Annotated in this window: 32 protein-coding genes, 1 pseudogene and 1 riboswitch; of the genes and pseudogenes, 32 read left to right on the top strand and 1 reads right to left on the bottom strand. The window is 36.2% G+C overall.

What is annotated here, in order from left to right; genetic code table 11:
- Positions 1 to 36: 36 nt before the first annotated feature.
- The 7 genes and pseudogenes from AA0X95_RS18455 to AA0X95_RS18425 form a co-directional block, all read left to right on the top strand.
- A pseudogene (locus tag AA0X95_RS18455) lies at positions 37 to 453 on the top strand (flagellin); the annotation flags it as partial.
- Between the two features lie 1,209 nt (positions 454 to 1,662).
- Positions 1,663 to 2,013, top strand: coding sequence for a flagellin (locus AA0X95_RS18450; protein WP_413310094.1), 351 nt, complete (start codon positions 1,663 to 1,665; stop codon positions 2,011 to 2,013).
- A 577-nt stretch (positions 2,014 to 2,590) separates the two neighbouring features.
- Positions 2,591 to 2,830, top strand: a complete 240-nt coding sequence (locus AA0X95_RS18445) for a hypothetical protein (protein WP_413300391.1) — start codon at positions 2,591 to 2,593, stop codon at positions 2,828 to 2,830.
- Between the two features lie 69 nt (positions 2,831 to 2,899).
- Complete coding sequence (locus AA0X95_RS18440; RefSeq protein WP_413300389.1) at positions 2,900 to 3,472, top strand: hypothetical protein; 573 nt, start codon at positions 2,900 to 2,902, stop codon at positions 3,470 to 3,472.
- A gap of 110 nt (positions 3,473 to 3,582) precedes the next feature.
- Complete coding sequence (locus AA0X95_RS18435) at positions 3,583 to 3,822, top strand: hypothetical protein (protein WP_413300387.1); 240 nt, start codon at positions 3,583 to 3,585, stop codon at positions 3,820 to 3,822.
- A gap of 21 nt (positions 3,823 to 3,843) precedes the next feature.
- Complete coding sequence (locus AA0X95_RS18430) at positions 3,844 to 4,044, top strand: YjfB family protein (RefSeq protein WP_413300385.1); 201 nt, start codon at positions 3,844 to 3,846, stop codon at positions 4,042 to 4,044.
- Between the two features lie 730 nt (positions 4,045 to 4,774).
- Positions 4,775 to 4,897 carry a hypothetical protein gene (locus tag AA0X95_RS18425; RefSeq protein WP_413300383.1) on the top strand — a complete coding sequence of 41 codons (123 nt, stop codon included), beginning with the start codon at positions 4,775 to 4,777 and terminating at the stop codon, positions 4,895 to 4,897.
- 211 nt (positions 4,898 to 5,108) lie between these two features.
- Here AA0X95_RS18425 and AA0X95_RS18420 read toward each other — a convergent pair whose 3' ends face one another.
- Positions 5,109 to 5,960, bottom strand: coding sequence for a DNA endonuclease (locus AA0X95_RS18420; protein WP_413300381.1), 852 nt, complete (start codon positions 5,958 to 5,960; stop codon positions 5,109 to 5,111).
- A 222-nt stretch (positions 5,961 to 6,182) separates the two neighbouring features.
- On the opposite strand from AA0X95_RS18420, the gene flaG reads away from it, so the two are divergent.
- From flaG to fliR, 25 genes are all read left to right on the top strand, one after another.
- Entirely contained in the window at positions 6,183 to 6,545 is a 363-nt protein-coding gene (flaG, locus tag AA0X95_RS18415) for a flagellar protein FlaG (RefSeq protein ID WP_413300379.1), read from the top strand.
- Positions 6,546 to 6,582: 37 nt separating this feature from the next.
- Complete coding sequence (locus AA0X95_RS18410) at positions 6,583 to 7,158, top strand: DUF6470 family protein (protein ID WP_413300377.1); 576 nt, start codon at positions 6,583 to 6,585, stop codon at positions 7,156 to 7,158.
- Positions 7,159 to 7,373: 215 nt separating this feature from the next.
- Positions 7,374 to 7,649, top strand: coding sequence for a flagellar biosynthesis anti-sigma factor FlgM (flgM, locus tag AA0X95_RS18405; protein WP_309863796.1), 276 nt, complete (start codon positions 7,374 to 7,376; stop codon positions 7,647 to 7,649).
- A gap of 11 nt (positions 7,650 to 7,660) precedes the next feature.
- Positions 7,661 to 8,146 carry a flagellar protein FlgN gene (locus AA0X95_RS18400; protein ID WP_413300374.1) on the top strand — a complete coding sequence of 162 codons (486 nt, stop codon included), beginning with the start codon at positions 7,661 to 7,663 and terminating at the stop codon, positions 8,144 to 8,146.
- Positions 8,147 to 8,173: 27 nt separating this feature from the next.
- Positions 8,174 to 9,625, top strand: coding sequence for a flagellar hook-associated protein FlgK (gene flgK / locus AA0X95_RS18395; RefSeq protein WP_413300372.1), 1,452 nt, complete (start codon positions 8,174 to 8,176; stop codon positions 9,623 to 9,625).
- 10 nt (positions 9,626 to 9,635) lie between these two features.
- A complete protein-coding gene (gene flgL / locus AA0X95_RS18390) occupies positions 9,636 to 10,526 on the top strand; it encodes a flagellar hook-associated protein FlgL (protein WP_413300370.1) in 891 nt (296 codons plus the stop codon).
- A 180-nt stretch (positions 10,527 to 10,706) separates the two neighbouring features.
- Positions 10,707 to 11,333, top strand: coding sequence for a flagellar brake protein (locus tag AA0X95_RS18385; RefSeq protein WP_413300368.1), 627 nt, complete (start codon positions 10,707 to 10,709; stop codon positions 11,331 to 11,333).
- 327 nt (positions 11,334 to 11,660) lie between these two features.
- Complete coding sequence (locus tag AA0X95_RS18380) at positions 11,661 to 12,542, top strand: hypothetical protein (RefSeq protein ID WP_413300366.1); 882 nt, start codon at positions 11,661 to 11,663, stop codon at positions 12,540 to 12,542.
- Positions 12,543 to 12,664: 122 nt separating this feature from the next.
- Positions 12,665 to 13,045 (top strand): flagellar export chaperone FliS, encoded by a 381-nt coding sequence (fliS, locus tag AA0X95_RS18375; RefSeq protein WP_413300364.1) that lies wholly within the window; start codon positions 12,665 to 12,667, stop codon positions 13,043 to 13,045.
- A 14-nt stretch (positions 13,046 to 13,059) separates the two neighbouring features.
- Entirely contained in the window at positions 13,060 to 13,407 is a 348-nt protein-coding gene (locus tag AA0X95_RS18370; RefSeq protein ID WP_413300362.1) for a flagellar protein FliT, read from the top strand.
- 199 nt (positions 13,408 to 13,606) lie between these two features.
- Positions 13,607 to 13,692: riboswitch (cyclic di-GMP riboswitch) on the top strand.
- Between the two features lie 147 nt (positions 13,693 to 13,839).
- Positions 13,840 to 14,154, top strand: a complete 315-nt coding sequence (locus AA0X95_RS18365; protein ID WP_309863767.1) for a hypothetical protein — start codon at positions 13,840 to 13,842, stop codon at positions 14,152 to 14,154.
- A 148-nt stretch (positions 14,155 to 14,302) separates the two neighbouring features.
- Entirely contained in the window at positions 14,303 to 14,971 is a 669-nt protein-coding gene (locus tag AA0X95_RS18360) for a glucosaminidase domain-containing protein (protein ID WP_413300360.1), read from the top strand.
- 155 nt (positions 14,972 to 15,126) lie between these two features.
- Positions 15,127 to 15,519, top strand: a complete 393-nt coding sequence (flgB, locus tag AA0X95_RS18355) for a flagellar basal body rod protein FlgB (RefSeq protein ID WP_413300358.1) — start codon at positions 15,127 to 15,129, stop codon at positions 15,517 to 15,519.
- 5 nt (positions 15,520 to 15,524) lie between these two features.
- Positions 15,525 to 15,980, top strand: coding sequence for a flagellar basal body rod protein FlgC (gene flgC, locus AA0X95_RS18350; RefSeq protein WP_413300356.1), 456 nt, complete (start codon positions 15,525 to 15,527; stop codon positions 15,978 to 15,980).
- A gap of 12 nt (positions 15,981 to 15,992) precedes the next feature.
- Positions 15,993 to 16,292: a flagellar hook-basal body complex protein FliE gene (fliE, locus tag AA0X95_RS18345; RefSeq protein WP_413300354.1), complete on the top strand. Its 300-nt coding sequence runs from the start codon at positions 15,993 to 15,995 to the stop codon at positions 16,290 to 16,292.
- A gap of 31 nt (positions 16,293 to 16,323) precedes the next feature.
- Positions 16,324 to 17,916: a flagellar basal-body MS-ring/collar protein FliF gene (gene fliF / locus AA0X95_RS18340; RefSeq protein ID WP_413300352.1), complete on the top strand. Its 1,593-nt coding sequence runs from the start codon at positions 16,324 to 16,326 to the stop codon at positions 17,914 to 17,916.
- 5 nt (positions 17,917 to 17,921) lie between these two features.
- Positions 17,922 to 18,932: a flagellar motor switch protein FliG gene (fliG, locus tag AA0X95_RS18335; protein WP_413300350.1), complete on the top strand. Its 1,011-nt coding sequence runs from the start codon at positions 17,922 to 17,924 to the stop codon at positions 18,930 to 18,932.
- Positions 18,916 to 19,743, top strand: coding sequence for a flagellar assembly protein FliH (gene fliH / locus AA0X95_RS18330; protein ID WP_413300348.1), 828 nt, complete (start codon positions 18,916 to 18,918; stop codon positions 19,741 to 19,743). The genes fliG and fliH overlap by 17 nt, the downstream gene beginning before the upstream one ends.
- On the top strand, positions 19,727 to 21,049 hold the full coding sequence (fliI, locus tag AA0X95_RS18325; RefSeq protein ID WP_413300346.1) for a flagellar protein export ATPase FliI: 1,323 nt from the start codon (positions 19,727 to 19,729) through the stop codon (positions 21,047 to 21,049). The genes fliH and fliI overlap by 17 nt, the downstream gene beginning before the upstream one ends.
- Complete coding sequence (locus AA0X95_RS18320) at positions 21,046 to 21,480, top strand: flagellar export protein FliJ (protein ID WP_413300344.1); 435 nt, start codon at positions 21,046 to 21,048, stop codon at positions 21,478 to 21,480. Before fliI ends, AA0X95_RS18320 begins: the two co-directional genes overlap by 4 nt.
- Before the next feature lie 11 nt (positions 21,481 to 21,491).
- Positions 21,492 to 22,349, top strand: coding sequence for a MotE family protein (locus AA0X95_RS18315; RefSeq protein ID WP_413300342.1), 858 nt, complete (start codon positions 21,492 to 21,494; stop codon positions 22,347 to 22,349).
- A gap of 27 nt (positions 22,350 to 22,376) precedes the next feature.
- Positions 22,377 to 22,940, top strand: coding sequence for a flagellar biosynthetic protein FliO (locus tag AA0X95_RS18310; protein WP_413300340.1), 564 nt, complete (start codon positions 22,377 to 22,379; stop codon positions 22,938 to 22,940).
- Positions 22,941 to 22,945: 5 nt separating this feature from the next.
- Positions 22,946 to 23,698, top strand: coding sequence for a flagellar type III secretion system pore protein FliP (gene fliP, locus AA0X95_RS18305; protein ID WP_413300338.1), 753 nt, complete (start codon positions 22,946 to 22,948; stop codon positions 23,696 to 23,698).
- A 16-nt stretch (positions 23,699 to 23,714) separates the two neighbouring features.
- The gene (gene fliQ, locus AA0X95_RS18300; RefSeq protein ID WP_309863737.1) at positions 23,715 to 23,984 is read left to right on the top strand and encodes a flagellar biosynthesis protein FliQ; all 270 of its coding nucleotides are present in this window, start codon (positions 23,715 to 23,717) and stop codon (positions 23,982 to 23,984) included.
- Entirely contained in the window at positions 23,985 to 24,764 is a 780-nt protein-coding gene (fliR, locus tag AA0X95_RS18295) for a flagellar biosynthetic protein FliR (RefSeq protein ID WP_413300336.1), read from the top strand.

Here is a 24,764-nt window from a genome sequence, read left to right as displayed (position 1 = left end):
ACCCGAAAAATCCAAATAGTATGGAGGAAAAGAATTATGCAAATTAACCACAATATTGCAGCGCTTAACACGTATCGTCAGTTAAACACTGCATCAACAAATCAAGCAAAGTCAATGGAAAAACTTTCATCAGGTCTTCGTATTAACCGTGCAGGTGACGATGCAGCTGGTTTAGCAATTTCTGAAAAAATGCGAGGTCAAATCCGTGGATTAGATCAGGCTTCTCGAAATGCTCAAGATGGTATTTCTCTAATTCAAACAGCAGAAGGTGCTTTAAACGAAACTCAATCTATTCTTCAACGTATGCGTGAGCTATCAGTTCAAGCATCAAATGATACCGCTACAGACTCAGATCGAACAGAAATTCAAAAAGAGGTATCTCAGTTAAAAGATGAAATTGGTCGTATTTCAGAAACTACTGAATTTAACACCAAAAAGTTATTAGATGGAAGTCTTGAAAAAGCTGGTACTTCAAAAGGAACTAAACTGGAGTCTCTAAAATTAGATGCCACTGCTACACAAGGAAATGCATTATCCACTAATGTTTTAAACGCATCAACAACTATTACTACTGGTGTTAATGATCAGCTTAAACTAGCTGTAGATGGTGGAGCAGCAGTTGAAATTACTATTGCGCAAAGTTCTAAATCAGCAGGATATACACGCGATGAATTAGTTCAAGCTGTAAATGATGCTATTGGTAACTCTTCATTAGGTGGTAAAGTAACAGCAGAATTAACTTCAGACAATAAACTGCAGTTTATTTCAGCAACAACAGGTACTAGTAGTAGTGTTGCAGTAACAGCTGGAACTAAAAGTGCCGATACTCAATTAGGCTTTGCTACTGGTAGCGTAACAAATGGTACAACAGCAACTGGTGATGTATCTGGTGGACCGATTACTATTGACTCTACTCACACCAATGTTAAGTTAACATTAGGTTCAAAAACTTACGATGATGTAGATTTAACTTCATATGGATTATCAGGAAGCTTTACTAACGATACAGCTACTAAAGATGCTTTACAAGCAGCTTTCGACGATAAATTTGGAAAGGGAGCTGTATCAATCGATATTGCTGGTAATACCTTAAGTTTATCTTCATCATTAGGTAATGTAGCTATTGCTGACGCAACAAATAATGCTATTAGTGGCGCTTCAGCTGCTTCTGTAAGTTCAAACTTTGCTGCAGACACATTCAATTCTGCAAATGAAGTTGCTGGTACATCATCTGCAGATAATGTTACTGGTTCAACTACTCTCTTATCATTAGGAGATGGAGTAGGGAATAATTTAGGTTTAAAGAACGGTAACCAAATTAATATAAGTGTTGTTGTTGGTGGGGTAGAAAAAACAGGATCTCTGGCTGTTCAACAATCTACTAATCTAGATGATTTAGCTGATGCAATTCAGGATGCTATCGGTGGCTCATCAACTGTATCTATTGATAATGACGGTAAAATTCAGGTAACAGGTCAACAGGGTGATGCTTTTTCAGTTTCTAACTTAAAGTTAACTGCACAGGCTTCCTCTACTGATTCTACTAAAATTAGTGGAAATTTTGCATCTAAGATAAGTGCATTTAAGGAAACACAAGCTGCTGAAGATTCTCACCTAGATGGTTCTTTAACATTCCATATTGGTGCAAATCAAGGACAAACTATGAAGGTTGATATTAAAGAAATGAGTGTTGAATCATTATCTTTATCATCTGTTGATGTATCGACACAATCTGGGGCTGAGACAGCTACAACAGTGATTCAGAATGCGTTAGATAATGTATCAGCAGAACGTTCAAAATTAGGTTCATTCCAAAACCGCCTTGAACATTCAATCAATAATTTAAATACTTCAAGCGAAAACTTAACAGCTGCTGAGTCTCGTATTCGTGATGTAGATATGGCTAAGGAAATGATGGAACAAACTAAGAATTCTATTCTTTCTCAAGCAGCACAAGCAATGTTGGCTCAATCCAATCAAATGGCTCAAGGAGTTTTACAACTCTTAAGGTAAACGATTGAAGGGCGTCTAGTTTGGTAACGAGCTAGAGTATAACTGGGTGAATTGCTGGAACTTCCTAAAGCTTTGTCAACCACAACGTAACTGGAAACAGTAATCGTGAGGGTTTTAAAATGATGAAGATGAACCAATGGATAATCAGCAGCCAAGCTCCTGTGAGGAAACTCTGGAGAAGGTTCAACGACTAGAGAACACGGTCTAAGGCAAAGCTATGACTATGAATCTCGTAGGGCAGCAAAAGCTGTTCGAAGTGCCCAGCTCCATGAAAACATGGATGAAGATATAGTCTATTCTATGACCGAAAGGCATAGCGGCAAAGCAAGCCAACCAACAACCACAAGGAGTTCTACAACTTCTTCGTTAATTTTAGATTATTTGGAAGGGGCTCTAGTTTTACTAGGGTCTCTTTCTTTTTTACATCGGAGATAGTCTGGATTTTATTATGTGTAGGGTTGATTGGAATAAAAAGAATCTAAATGCCTATAAATACTACTAATAATAAGGAAGTATTAAAATTTTTATTAAACTAATTACTGTTATTTATTAATTTGGGTGATTAGGGGGAAAGATTTTGAGCTATGAAAATCAGTACTTAGATGAGCAACTAGAAAATATCGGTAAACTTATGAACCTTTCATATAAATATCACATTACAAAGATAAAATTCTCTTTAGAACAAATTAAACTCTTTGAAGAAGAAAAAAAGGATATTTTGAATGATTGTATAAAAAAGCTATCCAAAGAAATGGAGGGATCACCTGAATTAATAATACAATTTCAAGGGGAAGATAAGCCTATTTACGATACTTAAATAGATTCATTGCTTGGGGAGCTTACGAAGTCCATAAGCAAAGCTATTTATTCCATTAGAGATGTTGTATTGTATGATCATTTAATTAGCTACAGCAAATTTTACAAGGATCAAGATCTTTCTGCATTTTTAGTTAATCTGTATGAAAGAGAATTGTGGGAGAAAATGGAGACATCCTATATTAGGCTTTCTTCCACTTGGGATAGAATTGGACAATTGCTTAGTTTTGTATATTTTAATATTAGAAAATATGATAAGGATGGTTTTCTATCTACAGTTACACAAATTAATACAAATATTATACCCATGTATGAAAAGTTAAGAATATCAAATTCATGGAAAAAGGTTTGGAAATACTCAAAGGGAGAAAGTCTAGACGGATTAAAATGGCTACTAATGAGGAGAAATTTAATAATACATCAGATTGGTCTTCAAGATGATAATTCTGAGGAAGAAGAAGAGATTTACAGTTCATATTATAATCACATACTCGATGACACAATTAAGCGTAAATTAAAACCACTATCAAAGAAAGAAGAAATAAGTCAATTGTTATTTCACTTGAATTGGTTAATTACTAACTTTGAAGATATTTACACTCTATGCACAATAGGTTTGGAGAAAATACCAAGAATTAAATAAAAGTTCTATAAGTATCGTCAAAAGATCTTAGTTGCTGTGACACCCTGGAAGAGAAGAGACACAGGTACGTCGTGCCATGTGAATAGTCTGATAATTTGAAAGAGGTATTTATGGATAAAGACCAACGAGATGAACGGAAATTCCTAGAGCAGCAGCTTGAGTGGTGTAAAAAACAAGATTGTATTTTAGAAGAAATAGAAATGAAACTTCATGAAATGAAAAAGATAGCCCAATGCGCTCTCAATCATGAACTTACCCTTCTAGAAGTTGATCAGTTGAATATTCAATTGAATGAATTGAAGAGTGAGGTTCATTTTTTAGAACAGCAGTTACATTCTGCAGTCCATTAGAAGGGGAAAGGTGATGTTTTCGTGGATATTGCATTAATGTCAATGGGATTGAGTCAAGGTCAAATCCAGCAACAAGCTTCGATGTCAGTTATGAAGATGGCATTGGGGAATGTGGAACAACAAGGTGAAGCAATTCAAAAGTTATTGAGTACAAATGATGTAGCTGAAATCCAACATGCTGCTCAGCCACACTTAGGTGGGAATATTGATCTAAAAGGATAAGATAATACTAAGAGTAGCCAATGAGGTTACTCTTTTTCTTTTGGGAAAAATGGGGAAGTAGACACTAACTATTGACAAAGAGCGCAAATTCTAAAACAATTTACCATTCTTTTTCAAAAATCATATGAAATCTACATCCATTCGGATGTAGTTAAAGCATGTCGCTGAATATTGATAAATCTCAATTTGAAAAAAAAACGCAAAGAAATTGATAATAGAAGTTGTATAGAGGGAGGTGAATTATAATGAATTGTCCATCTTGTAAAACCAACTATTTATTTTTAAAACCATTTGACAACATGGGAAACGTAAATGTTTATTACGCTAATTGTAGATGTGGTGCGGAGGTTGAAGTAGATAAAGATAAAACTGGAAAAGTTTTAACAGCACGAATAATAAAATGATATGGTCTCAGTGTATTGAAACCACAACCAATATTTTCAACAAATAAGTCAGACATTAGGAGTAACCAACTTAAGGTTGCTCTTTTCCTTTAGGGCAAATGGAGAAAGTCAATTGTGCCACGATAGTCCGCCTACTTGCAAAACCTCTGCACACAAAAACTCGGTAAGTAAAAAGACATAAGTAGAAATAATTGGTTATTCAGATAAATAATTATTATAGAATGTACGTTTGATCTATGACCACTAGATGTTCAAGAAACAAGCGACCTAAGCCTCTACTTCGATCATCGGAGTAGGGGCTATTTTATTTTAGGAGGAGAAAAATCATGAATAAATACTCAATGAAACCTGTCAAACAAATTGGACTACTTGAAATTGATGTGGAAATGAAGAAAAAGCCTACAAAACGCGTCAACATCGATAGTTTAAAGCTAGTGAAGGAATCATGATTGATATATAAGAATCGTTGTGTACGTACCCAAGAAGACGGCTATCAATTGTTGAAGCAATTCTTAGAGAAAGTAGATAGGGAATATTTTGTAGTCTTTGTTTAGACACGAAGAAATAAACAACCGCAATTAATATTTTCACAAATAACTTAAAAAAAGGCAATTGGTATATGAACGAATACATCCACCAATAGTCATTTTTTATTTACTATTATAAAAGCTGCAGTTTTCTTAACTCGCGTAATTTATATACAACTGACCAATAACTTCTTCCAAGTAAATTTGCAATTTCTTTATCGAGATGTCCCTCTTTCTTTAGAACTACAAGTCTTTTAATTTCGTATGAAGAGTAGTTTTTCCATCGATCTGAACTTGATACGACAAGTTTATAATCTGGTAGTTTTAATTTCCATTTCTCTGATTCTTGTTGTAGTCGATAGTTCCAATTTGTTTTATAAAACATACTTGGACAACTATCAGAAACGTTTCTTATTTTATTTAAAAAAGAGAATGTTTCATTAACGGAAGTGGTCCGTAAAATAAATCCATGTCCATCTTTTCTACTGGCTAATTTTAAGTCGATCTGAAAATATTTTTTGATGTGGTTTTTTAATAGAGTTAATTCTAGTGAGGGATAGTTTTGTAAGTATAAATATATGTGAGGGGTAATGTAAATTTTGTTATTATTATGATTAACTTTGGCCGTGATAGACAAGGAACCGTCATCCATATATAGTACAGCTAAGAAATGTGATAAATTACAATAGGGTAATAATGTAGCCGGAATGCTTTTATTGCCATCATTGTTATAAAAAAGTCCCAGTAAATTTGTGAATAGGGGGTTTGATGCGGATCGTAATGAATTACTTTTATGAGTAATGTAAAACAGATCATTCATTAATTGAGCTTTCCACTCGCGGTATTCTCTTTGTCTGTCTCCAAAATGCTCCCTGTAACTACTATTTTTACGTCTACTTCCTTTATAAAGCTTGGTAAGCTCTCCATCACCAATAATACTTGCAAGTAAAACATTAATTTGTATAACAGTTAAATTATTAAACATGGCTATTTGTCTCCTTTATATAGAAACGTATGTTCTAAATTTAGTATATAAGATTAATGGGTGGTATTTCAAATTTATGATAATTATTTAATAAAAAAATTATAAATTGACTTCTTTCATTAATTTTACCACTATTTACAATATTTGCTTTAAGGCTCTAAACATTCCAATTAATTTTCCGATAATAAAATAAAATGATAGTAAACAAGGGGGGGCAAGGAAATGTTAGACAAGTTGTCCAATTCTACTAGTCAATCTACTGATTATACAGTTCCTAAGGTAGAAGGTGGAGCAAAGATAAAAGCGATTTCTCCAGAAAAACAAGATCAGCCTCAAAAACAACCTCAGACAAAAGCGCAGTCAAAAGAAAAAACCGAAAAAGTAATACAAAGTATGAATGATTTTTTAAAGGCTTCAAATACGCATTTGAAATTTCAATTTCATGAGGAGTTAAAAGAGTATTATGTAACCCTTGTGGATGACACCACGAACGAGGTCGTTAAAGAAATCCCCTCTAAGAAATTACTTGATATGTACGCCGCAATGACTGATTATCTAGGACTCTTAGTAGATAAAAAGGTATAAAATCTGTAAATAAAATGGTATAAGACGGTGAAAAATCATGCAGGTCCCACAAATTAGACTACATCAAACATACGCACAAATAGGACTACGCACAACCCAGCCTGTTCAAGAAATAGAACAGCAGCCCGCCGAACAAACGATTAAGCAAGATCCTGCTACACTAACGATCGAACGGAAGCCGTCCCAGTTAAATATTGATCAAGAACAGATGTGGAACGAGTTGAATTTAAAGAGCCCTAGTGTGTTCAGTGAGGATATGGTGAACTTTGCTAAACAAGAAGCATTAGAAGCTATAGGTCAAAAAGCACAAGAAGGCGATCAACTAGCTGAAATTGAAAAAAAATCGGACATGATTGTGTCTATTGCAGAGTCTAAAGCTAATCCAGGTCCAATAAAATTTAATATTGGTTTTATTCCTAGTTACGGTTCAGTCCAAATTCACTATACACCATCAGAGCTCAATATCGACTGGAAACAAGGTGGTGCTGAAATTGATACCATACCACACAAACCAATCCACAACTACAAACCTGGGAAAACAGAAGTGTATATGCGCCAAATGCAAAACCTTCAAATTGATTTTGTCGGTGGAAATATGGATAGGAATACGTAAATAGGCAGAAAATCAGTGGAGAGGGTACTACCTTTTCACTTTTTTGTTTGAGCGAATAATATAAATCGAAATGTAATGAAATCCCTGGTTGATTTTGATACAATTAAACAGATTATGTACCGTTCATTTACTATCGAATTTATTTTTTATTAATTCCTAAACTATTTTAATAAACGACCGATAATTTGTAATAAAGGAATAGGAGGGAACTAAAAATGAGAATCAATGATACGAAATATGGTTTTTATTCCTACCAAAACCAACAGAATCGTTCAAATATAAATAATACAACTAAAAAAACATCTACTTCAGCAGAAGTGAACATATCATCACGCGGTCGGGAAATCTCTCAAGCTATGATGTCCGAACAAGCACAGCGCCAACAACGCATTCAAGAATTGAAACAGCAAATTGCTGACGGGAACTATCATGTAGATAGCAGCAAAATCGCTGAAAAAATGACTGCGTTTTGGAAAAATACTTCGATCTAGGAGACGAGAACATGGATTCCCTGATAACACTTAAACAAATATTGAAAACAATGGTCGATGCTCATACACGATTACTAGATTTGGCCAAAGGTAAAAGAAATATGCTTGTGGATGGTGATATTCAGGGACTGCAAAGCCAGACTCATCGTGAAGCTCTGTGTGTAGACGAAATTCAAAAACTTGAACAACTTCGAATCAAATGTGTTCAAGGATATATGGAACATAAAGGGGTCAAAGGTGAATCCTTCACACTTGAGGACGTAATAAAAGTTGATCCAGATGCCAACACAAGGGATGAATTAACAAGCATGGCTATAAAACTGCGGACCCTTATTCAGGAGATTAACCAGTTGAATGAGAATAACCAAAAGTTAATTCAAACATCTCTTTCTTATATTCAATACTCGATCGGAATGTTTGCACGGAAAGAACCAGCGATCGGGTACGGTCCAAATGCAAAAAATCGTTATTCAAACATGTTAGATGCCAAGATTTAGCTTGTTTTATTATTAGGAGGAATAGGCATGACTTCAACCTTTCATAGCTTAGAGGTAGGGAAAAGAGGACTGGCTGCCCAGCAAGCGGCACTTGCTACCACAGGTCATAACATTGCCAATGCGAACACTACCGGTTACACACGTCAACGGGCTGAAATGCAAGCGACCAAGCCAGTTTCTTTACCTGGTATGCAAATTCAGTTAGGAACAGGTGTTGAGGTTAATCAGCTTGCTCGCTTACGTGAAGATTATTTGGATGTTCAATTGCGCGGCGAAAACAAAAGTTTGGGGTATTGGGAAGCTAAGGGTGATGCTTTAACCAAAATAGAGGAACTGTTAAACGAGCCTTCAGATGATGGTTTAGCACATACGATGGATGAGTTCTGGAAAGGGTGGGAGGAACTCGCGAAAAACCCTGAAAGCTCAGCAGCAAGAGCTGTTGTCCGCCAAAAAGGGGTAGCGGTTACTGAAACCTTTCAACATATTTCACAATCCTTAGATCAAATGCAAGGGGATCTCAAATTAGTTATTACAGCCAAAACGAATGATGTCAATTCCTTGGCTGCACAAATAGGAAGCCTAAATGATCAAATTTCCCGCCTTGTACCTAACAATTATCAGCCAAATGACTTGTATGACCAACGCGATGTGCTACTCGATCAATTATCTAAGCTTGTCGATGTGAATGTTTCATCACCCGATTTGAGAACTGGAATGGTTGATGTTTCTGTAGGTGGAGTTACTTTAGTCACAGGAAAGAACGCCAATACACTGACAATTGGAATGGATCCAGCTACAGGATTAGTGAATCCCGATGAAGTAAAAATTGGCAATAACAAAGTGAATTTAGGTTCTGGTGAATTATTAGGGAGAATCGAATCCTATGGGATGATTGGTGGCGATTCAAAATCCACCATTCCATCTATGAAGGGAAAAATAAATGAATTAGCAATGACTTTTGCTAACGCTGTTAATACGGCTCACTTAAACGGGATGAATTTGGATAATATTAATGGCACCTCAAATGAAAAAGTTGCTTTCTTTGTGGGATCGAATTTGAATGATTTTGAGGTTAATCCTGAAATAATGAAATCGCTGAATTTAATTGCTGCAGCAAATGAAGAGACAACAGGGCAATCATCATCCGGAAATGGAAAAAATGCGCAAGATATTGCCAATATTAAATTTACGTCACTTGCCTTTACGGGAAGCTCTTCTACAGCAGATGATTTTTATCGAAACATCATTGGACAGCTTGGTATTGATTCACAGGAAGCACAGCGAATGCAGAGTAATACAGAAGTAATTATTCAGCAGATCGAAAATCGTCGTCAATCTGTGTCAGGAGTATCACTGGATGAAGAGATGGCCAATATGATTAAATTTCAACAGGCATACAATGCTTCTGCACGGATGGTAACAGTTATGGATCAATGCCTGGATAAAATCATTAATGGCATGGGACGGGTAGGATTGTAGGAGGTCTAAGATGAGCTTACGTGTTACACAAAATATACTAAATTCAAATTTATTGTTCAATTTACAACGGACAAATAAATCAATGGATCAATTACAAGAACAAGTTTCGTCAGGAAGAAAAATTAATAAACCTTCGGACAATCCAGTAACAGCTGTTCGTAGTATGTTTTACCGATCATCTTTAAATGAAATTGATCAGTTTAAACGAAATGCTGACGATGGACTGGGATGGATGACAACGACTGATGAAGCATTAGATGAAGTAAACTCTGTTTTGCAGCGGGTGCGGGAATTAACGGTACAAGGGAATAACGGAACAAATAGTAATACGGACCGAGAAGCAATTGCGCAAGAAATCAATCAATTGAAGGAACACCTTGGAGAAGTTGCGAATTCACAGATTGCTGGTAAATATGTTTTTGCGGGAACGGATGTTACTCATCCACCCTATGACAATGCTGGCAAACAGTTCACAAATACAAACAATGAAAAAATAGAGTTAGTAGTAGGACAAACAAACACAGTCCAAATTAATGTTAAGGGTATTGATATTTTTAATAATGATGGAGCTGGTGGTATATTTAAAGTTCTTTCAGACATTGTTGATGATTTTCGTACACCTGGTACCGGTACTTCCGACCATTTAGATCAACTAGATAGTCAGATTGATAATGTCATAAAGGAACGATCTGAACTAGGTGCAAGGATGAACCGTATGGAGCTAAGTATCTCGCGTATAGAGGGGCTTGAGGTCTCCACCACACGTTTATTATCTAATGAAGAGGATGTAGATATGGCAGAAGTTATCACCAATCTAAAGGCCCAGGAGAATGTTCAGCGCGCGGCTTTATCTATAGGGGCTCGGATTATCCAACCTTCACTAGTTGATTTCCTTCGATAAAATACAGGGGCATCACAAATGTCATTTGTGATAGCCCTTTTTTTGTCTTCAACCTCTAAAACTAGTAAACTGCATTTTTTTTGCAGTTTATTTTTGCGAATATATTGACTTTTATTGGTAAATTCCGCTACCATTATATATACATAATTTGACTGAATAATCCAATTTCAGGAGGACAACATGTATCCAAAAGTGAATCAAAATATTAAAATTACAGTAGTTAGCAAGGATATGTCTAGTAAGTCCATTGTGGCCGATGTCGGAGATTCAGAGATACAAATCAGTATTCCGTTGGATCGTGAAATATTAGGGCTTTTATCTTTAGGCACGAAATTGGAAGTAACCTATATAACTGGTGAAAATAAATACCAATTTCGTTCAGAGATAGTAGGCATTTCAAAAGACACGATCCCATTGCTGCGTTTAAGTAAGCCAGAAGAAAATAAAATTTTTAAGATTCAAGAAAGAGAAAACTTTCGAGTGAATTCCAACTTACGACTATTGGTAGAAGAGAAGGAAGCCATTACAGTCAATATTAGTGCTGGTGGTGCTCTTTTCTCTACTGGGTTAGACTTTCCATATCATGAGGGCGAAGAAATATCAGCTAGACTTTTTCTTGCAAACCAGCAAAGTAAAGTGGATGAACCCATTACCTTTCATTGCAAAATTATTAGAATTACATTGTTGAAAGATCAAGAAAGAAAACATGTCGCCATACAATTTTCAAATTTGAACCAACATGATCAAAAGAAAATCATCCAACATTGTTTTGAAAAGCAAAGGCAGATTCGGATGAAGGTACGATAATCAAAATAAGTTTGATAAGCTATTATTTATATAATCCTGGCCCTCTTTTTGAAAGAGGGCTTTTAAATGATTCGCATTAATGTAAAAATTATTTGCAGATAATTACAAATTTTGTATAATTAACATGTTCATGTAAATGTTAGTAATGATCTTTTTTTATTTGATTGACACCCATAAAAAATTCATAAGAGCGAATACATATAGTAAATACACCTTTTATGAAGTGCGTTTGGAAAAACAAATTATTTTGATGCTTTTTGTCTTTTAGGATAATATTGCTTTTGTACCAATACGTTCATTTCAAATAACCATGTAGGAGGTATTCTTATGAGTTTAAAATCCGCTTTATTTGAGCTAAAAGAGGCACTAGTCGATCGGGAAATAGGACAATCAGAAGAGGCTTTCATTCATGAGTTGGAGAATAAAAACAATTTGAGTTATGGAACATTAGTTTTTTATTATAACAATTTGATGATAGTAAGCATGAAGAGTAAGGAAAATGGTAGTCAAAATGACAAAGAATCAAAAAAAGTGAATCGTAAATGGACGAAAAATGAAATTGAACTCCTTTTTCATTATATTAAAGATCGACAAGATGAAGGCGCACTAAATATTACAGATATATTAGAAGAGGCTGCACACTTATTAAATCGCGGGTATCAATCAGTTAACTATAAATATTATACGTTACTAAAATCGGAGGATAAAAAACAAGAATCTAGTCAAAAGACTTACCAATTTACAACAATTAATCAAACCGATGTACCTGTGGTAGCGGTTGAGAATATGAAAGAAAGAGCCCCAGCGTCTACAGCTGTTCAATCGAAAACTTCCCAAGACAGTGACCTATTGGATATATTGTCAGGACTCATTACGAATGTCCAGCAACTGCCAGATCTGAATTTAAATGAAATGTTAAGAGGATTATATCAACTGACTAATATGGCTCTTCAAAACCAGGAAGCGGTCCAAGAAGTAGAGACGATGAAATCAACTATTAATCATGAAAAAGCAGTTCTTCAGGAAAAATTAAGACAAGAAAAGAAACGTAACGACGAATTACAACTGGAAGTCTCAAAGCTAGCGAAGGAAATTACTGCATTTAATAAGTTAGGAGATGCAGCAAAAATTCAAAATCTAAAATCCTATAATCAAAGACTTAACTACATTATTGATGGATTTGGAATCGTCCTTCAGGTAGGCAGTTAAAAAAATCAATAAAGGTAATCCATGTCATTGGATTATCTTTTTATTTTTTCTACTTAACTTTAAAAAAATGTTTCCGATAATATATTAATAACAGGAAACGAAATTAAAAGGAGAAATCTATCATGGTTTTAAATAATCCATATCAAACCTATCAAAAACAAGCTGTTACTACCTCAAAGCCAGAGGATCTAACACTCATGTTGTACCAGGGATTGGTGAAATTCATCCGTTTATCTAAGAAGTCATTAGAGAATAAAAACATGGAAGAAAGTCACGGCTATAATTTACGAGCACAAGATATTCTAAGTGAATTAATGATTACTTTAAAAAAGGGATATACTGTATCCGATCCCTTGCTTACCATGTATGATTATATGAAGTCTCGTTTAATTGAAGCAAATCTAAATAAAAATTCGGCAATACTAGAAGAAGTAGAAGGGTTTGCCTTGGAATTATCAGAAACCTGGTCTACAGCAATGAAACAAATCAAAACTAAAAGCTAAGGACTGGAAGGATAATGGAGGAATTACTGAAAGGTATTTATGAATTGACAGTAAAAATGAAACACTCTTTAAATGAAGATGATTTTGAGGAATTTGAAAAGCTAACGGATAAACGGAATTCGTTGATGAGTAAAGTTGACGAATGGAAGGTAAAGGAAAAGAATTACATCTATTCATCACAAGAACAACAATGGTTAAAGAACACACATAGTTTAGATCAACTCATAGCACCATTACTACAAAAGAAGTTAACAGAAACCCAGGTTCTTTTAAATCAACTAAAGAAGCAAAAACAGGTTTCTCAACAATATAGGCCGTTTATTACACAAACCAATGGAGTATTTTTAGATTCAAAAAGGTGATCAAGTTATTTGTTACTATATTTTAGTACGTAAAATGACAATTTATGACATAATCCATGATTTCTCAACGAAATTATCTATACTTTAGTTCTATTTACCTAGTCTATTCGACAAAAATGGGTAAATAGTCGGATATTCGATATTGTTAAAACATTCTATTATTTGATTAGAGATTCCTTTAGTTTAAAAAAGCATTGAATCTCATTCAAGGCAAAGCTGATGAAAATCAGTGGCGCAAAGCTATAGGGGCTAAGGAGAAAAATACTATGCCAGCCAGCTGCCTAAAGATAGGGTGTTTTTCCTAGGTATTAAATGTCTACATAAGTATAGGACTTCTATACTTACAAAGGTATTTTCTGTCTGTTAACCCCCCTTCGATAAGGCGGGGTTATTTTTATACTCTTTAACAACTGGTTAAAGGAGAGGAAAAAAATGTTCCTACAACAAGTAAAAGCAGACGAACAAGTCAACCGTAAGATTTTAGACTTAATGGAATTTAAAAAGAAAAAGCCCTTTTTCAAGAGACCCGTTAGAATAACGCTTGGTTATCCAATGAATTGTACTTACTATATAGTGAAGAATGTAGTTTACATGGGAAAGCAGATTCTTGCGCTCAAACAAGAAATGGAGACCAACCATATTGTTCTAGTTGAAGGCAAAATTGAAAATGGCCAACTAACATGTATTTCTATGTTATCGGAAGAGTGTTTAGGTGATGTAAGCAGAATGTTAGAAGGTGCCATCTAATTTAAAATGTTTGAAAATTCTACAAAGTGAAATCATGAAAATGAGAAATGGCTGCTTAATGGTGCGTGACCACGTATACTAAACCGTAGTCACGCATCTTTTCTGTGTTGCCAAAACTTAATAATTATTAGAAGAAAGGAGCCTACCATTGAAAATAGGTGATGATTGGTTTACAAAAACCATGCTAACAAATACATTAGTTCGTAATGAAAAATTAAATTCAAAAATGGGAAATTCTAATTCTGAATTCACTAATCTGTTTACATCTGTTTTAAGTGAGTTAATGCAAAATGAGGTTCCATCTACTATTCAGCCCACTTTCAATTCCTTAATAGAAAATATGTCCTTTAACAATGATTTTCCAAATGTAGAAATGGATCATCTGACACCAAATTCAGACGAGCCATTACGTTTTAGCTCCATTAGTGCAGAAAAAATAAATCAGGTACTTGGTGGGAAATTAAAAGGAATGGGGAATGCCTTCCTTCAAGCTGGACAAAGATATAATGTGGACCCCGCCTTATTAGTGGCTATTGCAAAGCACGAAACAGGAAATGGGACCTCAAAAGCAGCATATGTAAAGAATAATATAGCTGGAATGATGGGGAAAAACGGATTAAGATCCTATACCTCCATTGAGGAAAGTATTATGGATATGGCTCGTAATATAAGTAAAAATTATTTAGGAATGGGCCTATCAAATATAACCAAAATTGCAGCAAAATATGCTCCAGTGGGTGCGGCGAATGATCCAACGAACCTTAACAATCATTGGGTTTCTGGTGTCAGTAAATTTTTTGGGGAACTAAAAGCCTGATAATTCACAAAAAATTCTCTTACCATAATAAACTATGTAAAAATATGTAGATTAATACACCTTTTATATAGTATATTGATGAATGGACATATTGAATTTGTTGATAAATATCGAAATATGTCAAAGTTTTAAAGATGGAAAGGAGGGGGACTATTTTGAACAATATTAGCCTCCTGCAAAAAGCGCTAGACGCTTCCAGTTTACGACAACAAGTAATTTCAAATAACATTTCAAATTCAGAAACACCAGGTTATAAATCAAAACAAGTAGTGTTTGAGGATATCTTAAAAAAACACTTAACCAATCAAACAAACTTTTCTGGAAACCGAACGGACTCTCGGCATATGGTCATAGGGACTCCATCTTTGATCCCTTCAGCAAACATAGTGGAGAATACAGGTTCAATTATGCAAAATAACGGTAACAACGTAGATATCGATGAGGAAATGACCCGTATGGGAAAAAACTCACTTTGGTACTATACTCTTACAGAGCAAGTAAATAGTGAGTTTCAACAATTATCCATTGCGATTAAAGGAAGGAGTTAGGGAATATGTTTGATTCGTTAAATATTAGTGCCTCAGCCTTAACCGCTCAGCGCTTACGAATGGATGTAGTATCTTCCAATATCGCGAATGCTGAATCAACTAGAGGGAAATTTGTTAATGGAAAATGGGAACCATATCGCCGGAAGATGGTCGAGATGGAGCCAAGAGAAAGATCTTTTAATCAAGTACTACAAGGTGAAATGCAAAAACAGACGCAATCCCAATCCCAATTGCAAGGCGTGAGGGTAACTGGAATTGTCGATGACCGAACTCCATTCAAGATGGTCTATGACCCATCCCATCCTGATGCCAATGTGGATGGTTATGTTATGATGCCAAATGTCGATCTATCAAAAGAAATGATAGATTTAATGGCCGCCTCAAGATCATATGAAGCAAATATCACCGCTTTTAATACAGGGAAATCGATGATGTTAAAAGCTTTAGAAGTAGGCCGTTAGGGGGAACTATAGTTGAACATTTCTGGTATAAATAGTGGATTTATCAAAATTAATCAAAATCCTATTCAAAATGTGGAATCAAGTACGAATCAAAATTCGTTTGCAAATGTCCTTAAAGGGTATCTTGAAAATGTAGATACCACTGTAAAGCAGGCTTCCAATCTTACTGTTAAAGCCGCAGCAGGTGAAATTGAGAATATACATGATGTAACGATTGCTTCGCAAAAGGCAAAAGTAGCATTGGAATTAACCGTTACTATCAGGGATAAGGCAGTAGAAGCCTATCAAGAAACGATGCGGATGCAATTTTAAAAGAATGATAGAAAGCTAGGCAGGGTGAGAAATGAATCGATCATGGACAGATCAACTTAAACAAACAGGAGAGCTCTTCGGCAATTACTGGAGGTCAAAAAGCTCAAAACAAAAAGGACTCATCATAGGGATATTTTTATTTCTTTTAGTCGCCCTTTCTACCTTTATCTTTTTTGCGTCACGACCTCAATATGTGCCCTTATACACGGGTCAGTTGTCTCAACGGGAAGTAGGAGACATTAAAGCGGAATTGGATAAACAAGGCTATACAGAATATAAGCTCTCTGAAACGGGAACAAGCATTCAAGTTCCACAAAAGGATGCACCTGACTTACTAGTTAGTCTCGCTTCAAAGGGATATCCTAAAGACAATAAAATTAATTATGATATCTTTGGTCAAAATCTTTCATTTGGTGCTACTGACAGGCAATATGACATTTTAGAGCGTGAAGCCATGCAAAATCAAGTAGCTGAAGTGATTAAACATGTGGATGGGATCAAGAATGCTGAGGTACTTGTTACTTTGCCTGAAAACTCCGTATTTATCCGTGAAGGTGATGAACAAAAAGCGAGCGCTTCAGTAATGGTAGAGGTAGAACCTGGCACGAAGCTAAGTTCACAACAAATAAGAGCTCTTTATACATTGGTTTCTCGTAGTGTACCGAATCTACCAGTAGAAAATATCACGATTATGAACCAGTACAGTGAGACACTAGCCTTGCAAGATGCTGATAATGAGGACCAGCCGCTCGATAAGTATGATGAACAGCGCAAAATTCAACAAAATGTTGAAAGAGATATTCAGCAAAATCTTCAAAGTTTACTAGGAAACATTTTAGGAACAGACAAAGTGTTCGTGCATACGTTTGTTAAAATGAATTTTGATAAAGTGAAAACTGAAGAAAAGCTAGTAAAGCCTACAGATGGAAATAATAGTGGAATTGCTATTAGCTCCGAGAAAACCTCCAAAACTTACTCTGGTGCAGGGGGTTCTAATCCAGGTGGCGTGGTTGGAACAGGTGAAACGGATGTCCCTGGATATGTTGGTACTGAATCAAGTGGAGACAGTAATTATGAAGAATCAGAAAATAGGGTGAATTATGAAGTCAACCGAATTAATAATGAAATCATAAAAAGCCCTTATCAAATAGATGATATTACAATCAATGTTGGTGTTGAACCTGATTCGATAAAGTCCAATACACTATCAAAAGCAACTCAAGATAATATTAGAAACATCGTTGCTAATACCGTTCGGACAGCACTTGGTCATCCGGATTTAAGTCAAAAAGAAATTGACCAGCGGATTACTGTTTTTCCTCATGCATTTGCAAAGAATACGCCTAGTGCAAGTGTAACAACAAAAAATTGGATATGGATTGGTGCTGCTGCAGCTGCGGGTGTCCTTTTGCTGGGCGGATTAATATGGTGGGTCCTTCGCCGCAAAGGACAAAAACAAGTGGAATTAGAAGAAGAAGTGGAGAAATCAGCACCTGTTAAAGATGCAGATTATTTTGCAGAACAAGACATGAGTGTGGAAAGTCAATTAAGAAAACTGCTAGAACAAAGACCGGAAGATTTTTCAAAAGTTATTAGAACATGGATCCATGAAGAGGAGGTTTAATTCCCATGGCAACAGCATTAAAGTTGAGTGGAAAACAAAAAGTAGCGATTTTGCTTATTGCAATGGGAAAGGAGGCTTCCGCAAAAGTATTCAAACATTTGCCTGAAGAAGAAATCGATCAAATAACCCTCGCGATTGCGAATATACAGAAGGTTGATGCTAAAGAAAAGGAAGAAGTTTTAAAAGAATTTCATGAAATGTGCATTGCTCAAGATTTTCTTCAAATGGGTGGTATTAGCTATGCGCAGGATGTATTAGAGTCAGCCCTAGGGAAAGATCGTGCCCAAGAGATTATCTACCGATTAACAACACAGCTTCAAGTTAAGCCATTCGACTTTGCCCGTCGAGTGGATGCGATGCAAATTTATCATTTCCTTCAAAATGAGCACCCACAAACTATTGCATTAGTACTTGCTCATTTAGAACCGCAGCAATCATCTATGATTCTTTCATCATTGCCTGAAGAACTACAATCTGATGTGGCAAGGAGAATAGCTGTCTTGGAACAGACGTCACCAGAGGTCATTAAAGAAGTAGAAACGATTCTAGAACAAAAACTCGCTACTACCATTCGCCATGACTTTACTGTTGTAGGTGGTATTGAATCAATTGTCAGCATCCTAAATGGGGTAGACCGAGCAACTGAAAAGAGTATTCTAGAACAGCTGGAAATGAAAGATCAGGATCTGGTAGAAGAGATCAAGAAACGGATGTTTATCTTCGAAGATATTATTACACTGGACAGCCGTGCCATTCAACGGATTATACAGGAAGTGGAAAATCAAGATTTACTCCTATCTTTAAAGGCATCAAGTCCAGAAGTCAAAAAGGTTATTTTCGAAAATATGTCCTCAAGGATGGTTCAAACTTTCGAAGAAGAAATGCAATATCTTGGGCCAGTTAGAGTCAAGGATGTGGAAGAAGCACAGGGAAGAATTGTTTCCATTATCCGCCGCTTAGAAGATTCCGGAGAGTTAGTCATTGCTCGAGGTGGGGCTGATGAAGTCTTATTCTAAAGTATTTAAGTCATCCCATCTCTCCTTAATGGAAGGTAAAAAGGTAATTCTACAGCCTCAGGTGATGTTTAACCCGAAGGATACTGATGTGAATTCCTCCCAAAATCAAGAAATGGATGAAGCAATTACGCATTCAAATGCCCATCAAATTATCCAAGAAGCCGAATCTCAAGCAAAATTAATTATTGAAAGAGCTGAGGGAAAAGCTCGATCACTTGAGAAAGCTACCGAGGAAAGAATTAGCCAGTGGTGGGAAGAAAACCAAAGACAACTAGAGGAATTATCTCGAGAAGCAGAACATAAGGGGTATCACGATGGATATGCCCAGGGGAAGCAAGAAGCTATAGAGGAAGTTTCCAGTGAGTATCAAGGGAAAATAGAACAGATACAAACCTTGCTGGAACAGGCTTATGAACAAAAAGCCTCCATCATTTCCGAAGCTGAGCCTTTTTTACTAGAGTTAAGCACGGTTATTGCTACTCATATAATAAAGAAAGAACTCGAGAGTAACCCAGAACAGTTTGTTGAGTTAATTAAGGAACACATTCTTCGCTTTAAGGAAAAAGAATTTATTACTGTTTGTGTTCACCCTGACGATTTTGATTTTATTCAAGCACAACGATCTCATCTTATAGCCGTTGTAAATGGTGAAACAGAAATTAAAATCATTCCGGATCATTCTGTTACTTCTAAGGGATGTATTATTAGAACAGCTTACGGTAGTGTGGATGCTCGTATTGATACTCAAATAGAGGAAATCAAAAAGGTTATTTTAGAAGTGAGGGACCCTGAAAGTGGTTTTATCAGTTGAAAACTATGCTAAGCTTATTCGCAGCGTTGATCCGGTTAGAGTTAATGGGAAAATAACACAAATTATCGGACTTACCATTGAATCTCAAGGACCTGATGTAAAAATAGGTGAGCTATGTTCCATTTATCCAACTAATTCACAAATCCCTATCCAAGCAGAAGTTGTAGGTATTAGGGAGAATAAGGTCCTTCTGATGCCACTTGGAGAAGTACGGTCCATAGGTCCAGGCTGTGATGTAGTTGCCAGCGGTAAGCAAATGACTGTAAAAGCAGGTCGTCATTTACTTGGTCGTATATTAGATGGATTGGGCCAGCCAATGGATGGCAAGCCATTGCCAGTAGGATTAGAGGAAGTTCCTACACATGCCATTCCCCCAAATCCCCTAAATAGACCAAGGATTCATTCATCATTAGGTGTGGGTGTACGGACGATTGATGGTTTGTTAACCATGGGAAAAGGGCAAAGAATGGGGATCTTTGCCGGCAGTGGTGTCGGTAAAAGTACTCTACTTGGAATGATATCTAGAAATACCACGGCCGACGTAAATGTTATCGCCTTAATTGGTGAGAGGGGTCGTGAAGTACTTGATTTTATTGAACAAAACCTTGGTGAAGAAGGGTTGAAAAAATCAGTTGTTATTGTTGCGACTTCGGATCAACCCGCACTTATTCGAATTAAAGGCGCCATGATTGCGACTTCCATTGCAGAATATTTCCGAGACCAGGGGATGGACGTTATGCTCGTGATGGATTCTGTTACACGCTTTGCCATGGCACAGAGGGAAATTGGACTGGCCATCGGAGAACCGCCTACGACCAAGGGGTATACTCCTTCCGTATTTGCCATGCTTCCACAGCTATTAGAACGTGCTGGAACTGGACCTAGAGGAACCATATCAGCCATCTATACTGTTCTTGTGGATGGAGATGATATGAATGAACCAATAGCAGATGCAGTAAGAGGGATATTAGATGGGCATATAGTCCTCAACCGTGCTATTGGTGCAAAAGGGATATTCCCTTCAATTGATGTGTTAAACAGTGTCAGCAGGGTAATGACTGAAATTACCAGCGATGAACACCTAAAGGCAGCAAGGAATTTTAGGAATTTATTAGCTTCCTATAATCAGGCAGAAGATTTAATTAATATTGGAGCATATAAAAAAGGCTCCAACCGTGAAATTGATTTAGCGATGCGCTTGAAGCCACATATGGATCAATTCTTACGACAAGGAATCTATGAAACTTCTAGTCTAGAGGATGCAGAATCCTTTTTAACTTCTCAATTTGGAGCGATTATGCGATGAAATTTACCTTTTCTTTTCAAAAAGTACTAGATTTTAAAGAAAACGAGAAAGAAATAGCTCATCAAGAATATGGCACGGTTAAACTTCAACAATCGAAGCTCGAAGAACAAATGGAAGGGTTGGAATTGGTTAAGGATCAGGTATTAGACCAATATAACCAAGTCCATCGTAAAACTGTATGGGAGATTTTAGAAGTTCAACGAGAGCTTGAATATGTGAACCTACAAATGAAGCAATTAGAGAATCAATCGCAAATCATCCATCAGGAAGTTGAACAAAAACATCAATTACTGATTGAACGTACACAGGAAGCCAAAATGTGGAACCAATGGAAAACGAAATCAAAGGAAGCTTTTCAAAAACAAATGGATCGACAAGAACAAGCCATGTTGGATGAGATGGCCATCCTTCGCTATTCCCGAAGGGTATGAGGAGAGGAACAATGGAAGAGAATCGGCGTTCAAAACTAGGAACCATTTTTTATATAGGGATCCTACCCTTAATTTTTACAATTGTCTTAGTAGCATTTCTTTTAAAGTTTATGGGTTTTTCAGTGGGTGATACATTCAAAGAATGGGGAAATCGAGTACCTATCATGAATCAGCTAATTGCGGATCCTACTCCTGTAGAGGCAGAAAATACGGATGATACTGATGAATGGAAAAAAATGTACTTAAAAAGTGAAACGACAGTCAAAGAAATGAATCAAAAAATATCAAACTTAAAAAAAGATTTAAGCTCCAATCAAAAAAGCTTGGAGGATCAAAAAAAGATTAATGATGAACTGCAAAAACAGTTAAAAGAGAAACAAGCACAAAAAACTCAGGATCAACTGAAACAAGTAGCAGGCATTTATGAAAATATGTCTGCATCCAAGGCTGCAGCAATCTTCGAAGCGATGCCGCTTGAAGAAGCTTCCCTAACAATCATGATGCTAGACCAGGACCATCAAAGTAGTATCCTTGGTGGGATGAAGGATCCAAAGAAGGCTGCTCAAATAACCATGTTGATTAAAGAAATCTCTACGCTAAATGAAACAGATTCAACTGCTCTAACAGAACAAGTGCACGAACTTGCCTTAAAGCAAGAAAATCCCTCTGAAACTTTATCTGAAACCATTGCTGGAATGCCAGCTGCTCAATCAGCAATCATTATTCAATCCATGATGGGAACAAACTCGATCGTGGCTATGGATTTAATGAAAAAAATCAGCAATAGTACAAGAGGCCAAATATTAACGGAAATTGCCAAGGTAGATGCGAAATTAGCAGCAAAAATTACGGCAGATTTAAACAATTAGAAATGTACTCCAAGGAAGGAGAAAACAATGAAACGCACGATTCTTTTTTTTGTTATGTTTATTTATTTATTTTCAGTTCAATCTACAACTTTTGCCGCAGGTTCAACTTCCGGCGGCGAGCCTTCCGTCTATGATTCTATCCAGAAGGGTGAGAAAAAATCGACTACAACGTCGACTAAAGCCGTGGATAGTCAATCAACTTCTTTATTCCCCTTACTTATAAAATTTATTTTCTCATTTCTTTTGGTCATTGCATTATTATATATTTTACTTCGTTTTTTATCCAAAAAAGGACGTACGCTGCAATCGAATGGACCTGTCCTTCCAATTGGCGGTCACATGCTAGGTAACAATCGTTCTCTACAGGTGTTACTAATTGGTAAGACCATTTATATTGTAGGAGTTGGTGAAGACGTTACGTTGATCCGAACAATTACTCAAGGGGAAGAGTATCAGCTTTTACTAGAAAGTTATGAAAATCAAGCGGAAGGATCTACCCCGAAATGGATCCCGAAAGATTCAAATAAAATATGGAATACAGTTTTTCGTACACATCTGCAAAAAATGCACCAAGAAAATGGAGAGGAGTAGGAACGATGAAACGAAAATTAGCTATTCTAGTTCCACTTCTAACACTGGGTTTCATTTCAGTAGCACATGCAGCTAGCCCTACAGGAACCATATTACCGGGAATTGATTTAGGTTCTGGAACCGACGATCCAGATCAAGTTTCAAACACTATGCGCATTATTTTACTAATTACGGTTTTATCAATCGCACCTGCTTTTCTAATTTTAATGACTAGTTTTACTCGAATAATTGTTGTGTTTGGGTTCGTTAGGAATGCTTTGGGCACTCAACAAATACCACCAAATCAAGTTTTAATTGGTTTGTCGCTGTTTATGACGTTTTTTATTATGGGACCAACTTTTTCAGAAATGAATCATAATGCATTACAGCCCTTTCTTGCTGGTAAAATGTCGCAGCAAGAAGCCTTTCAGTCCGCAAGTGAACCATTGAAGGAATTTATGGCTAAGCACACTCGTGAGAAAGATCTTTCCCTGTTTATGGATTATGCAAAGATGAAAAAACCTAATGAAGTTAAAGACATACCATTAACTGCATTAGTCCCAGCCTATGCAATAAGCGAATTAAAAACAGCCTTTCAGATGGGATTTATGATTTTTATCCCTTTCTTAGTCATCGATATGATTGTATCAAGTGTCTTGATGTCAATGGGGATGATGATGCTCCCTCCAGTGATGATCTCGCTGCCATTTAAGATTCTATTATTCATATTAGTAGATGGTTGGCACTTAATTGTTAAATCACTGCTTGTGAGTTTTTAAGAAGGGGATGTAATTAATGACCACTGAACTAATCTTACGAATTGCTCAAGAAGCGATTTATACCATACTTATTGTTATTGCACCAGTTGCCGGTATTGCATTAATTGTAGGGTTATTGGTTAGTATTTTTCAAGCTACCACACAAATTCAGGAACAAACGCTGGCGTTCGTTCCAAAGATTGTTGCAGTCTTTCTTTCTATCCTATTTTTTGGACCATGGATGCTGCGTCATGTGGTAGATTTTACACAAAACTTATTGGGAAATCTTTCTCAATTCGTGGGGTAAATGATGAATATAGATGCATCAACTTTGTGGACTTTTTTACTGATTTTTGTACGCATTACGACATTTATGGTAACAGCGCCATTATTTTCAGGGCGTCAAATACCGGCGCAATATAAAATTGGTTTTAGTGTTTTTCTAAGTATCCTTTGTGTGGGGATAGTAAAGGACCCCATTGATTCATTTTCAGAATCAACGATTGCCCTATTAATACTTAAAGAGTTTTTGGTAGGGATCGTATTTGGAATGGTAGGAAATATCCTCTTCTATGCTGTGCAAATGGCTGGATCTATAATGGATGTACTTATTGGCTTTTCCATGGCAAGTCTTTTTGACCCAACGTTTGGGACAAGTTCTCAACTATCAGGCCGCATGCAAAACACTCTTGCTCTTTTAGTGTTACTGACTACTAATGGTCATCATTTACTTATTCAAGGAATACTAGCAAGTTTTGATTGGATTTCACTCAAAGCAACTGTTCCTGCATTTACAGACGGCAGGATAGCTACTTTTTTACTAGAAACGCTCCAACAAATGTTTTTAATCGGCTTTATGATGGCAGCACCTATCATCGGAACTTTATTTGTTGTGGATGTTGCCTTGGGGATTATTGCAAGAACCGTGCCCCAGATGAACCTGTTTGCAGTGTTTCCGCCAATGAAAATATTGATTCATTTTTTAATTTATATTTTTGTATTGCCTAGTTTCTTCTATTTATTAAAAATCCTTTTTGAAAACATGTTTGGATCCATGAATTCTATTCTGAAGATAATGGGGGTGTAA

It is taken from the genome of Neobacillus phoenicis (assembly GCF_047302305.1).
Lineage (GTDB): Bacteria > Bacillota > Bacilli > Bacillales > Cytobacillaceae > Neobacillus.
The sequence above is the reverse complement of the archived record's forward strand: the minus strand, read 5'-3'. Positions and strand labels throughout refer to the sequence as shown.